Origin of the sequence: Massilia oculi, assembly GCF_017582745.1 — a bacterium.
Classification (GTDB): domain Bacteria; phylum Pseudomonadota; class Gammaproteobacteria; order Burkholderiales; family Burkholderiaceae_D; genus Telluria; species Telluria oculi_A.
Map to the genome: position 1 here is coordinate 1 of NZ_JAFVIM010000077.1, position 1,652 is coordinate 1,652.

The 1,652-nt window shown below is 55.9% G+C and carries 1 protein-coding gene; it reads right to left on the minus strand.

What is annotated here, in order from left to right:
• Positions 1-36 precede the first annotated feature (36 nt).
• A protein-coding gene (locus J3U95_RS28165) for an IS3 family transposase (protein WP_229520143.1) occupies positions 37-1,607 on the minus strand; the annotation gives its coding sequence in 2 pieces (ribosomal slippage) (positions 37-1,148 and positions 1,148-1,607; 1,572 coding nt in all).
• Positions 1,608-1,652 lie beyond the last annotated feature (45 nt).

Below are 1,652 nucleotides of genomic sequence, written 5' to 3' on the forward strand. Positions count from 1 at the left end.
CGGTGGCTGTCAAGCTAGTTGTCGCGTTAGCGGCCGTTAAGCCGCCATTCTAAATTCCCGGCCATTGCACGCTTTTGCCTTGGGTTCGCTGGTCGCCAGGTCAGGGTTGAGATGTACCTCCATGACTGGCGTCCAGTTACGTACCGGGCCGCCAGTCCATCGCAATGGATTGGCTTCGCGGGCAGCGTTGTAGACTGCCGTGCGGGCTTGCAGTAAAGCTTGGTGCAGGCCAGCATGACGTTGGGTCGGCGTCACGAAATTGATCGTGCTGTGTCGATGTTCGTTGTTATACCAACGAACAAATCGAGTTACCCAATTGCGAGCGTGCGCGATGTCGGTAAAAGCTTTGCCCGGATAATCGGGGCGATATTTCAAGGTCTTGAACAACGACTCCGAATACGGATTGTCGTTGCTGACGGCAGGGCGGCTGAACGAAGGCATTACGCCCAGTGCCTGCAGGGTTGCCAGCATCGTCGCCCCTTTCATCGGGCTGCCGTTGTCTGAATGCAGAATGACCTGGCCAGGCTGGATTTTCTCGCGTACACAGATGTCGCGCATGACCTCGGCAGCAAAGTTACTGTGCTCGTCTCCATACACCTGCCAGCCAACGACTTTTCGGCTGTAGATATCGATAAACATGTACAGGTAAAAGTAGATCCCTTTTACCCCGGTCGGCAAATAAGTGATGTCCCAACTGTAAAGCTGGTTCGGTGCGGTGGCGCAAATCGCTCGCGGCTTGCTGCGCTCCTGTGCCGGACGTGTTGCCTGCCGGTGCTTGACCAGATTGGCCCCTCTCATAACCCGATAAAACGTCGATTCGGAGGCCACATACGTGCCCTGGTCGGCCAGGCGTGGCACGATCTGACTTGGCGGCATCTGGCCAAACTCGACCGAATTGACGATGGCGAGAATCCGCTCCCGTTCCGTCGCCGTCAACGCATGAACCGGCTGTTGGATGCGTGTAGTGCGCCCATCAGGCGCGGCGCCAGTCAGCTTCCAACGCTGCAAAGTGCGCAAACTCAGACCGATGATTTCGCAAGCTCTGGCACGACGGGCTCCCGAAGCAACAGCTTGGGCAATCATCGCGGCGATTTCGACACGCGCCGCGGGTGAGGTCATTTGACCTCGTCCTCCCACAGCGCGTTGAACTTTTTTTGCAGCAAAAGCAGCGCTGCGGCCTCCGCAAGTGCCTTCTCTTTGCGTTCCAAATCGCGCTTTAATTTGTCGTTCTCTTGCTGCAGACTACGCATCTCACGGGCATCGGTGGAGATGACCGGCTTTGCATCGATGCAGAAGGCAGTACGCCATGCTTCGAGATGGTGAGCGAATAAACCACGCTCACGGCACCAGGCCTGCAGCGCTTCTTCATCGAGCGCGTGCGTCTCATGTAGAGCGACCAACTGCTCACTTCGGCTCCAATCCTGCGGCCGCTTTTCCCTGTCAGAGGACGCTTTCAACATGTACAAATTCTTTCTGCGAATCCAGTTCTTGACCGTGTAGACATTGACGTGCAGATCGTCTGCCACGTCTTGAATGGTCCGTTTGCCGCGGGAATAAACCTTCACCAAGGCTTGCTCGATGAAGGCTGCAGAATACACTTTACTCATGTTGTCTCCTAAAAATTAAGGTGACAACTAGCGTGACACAGGGGG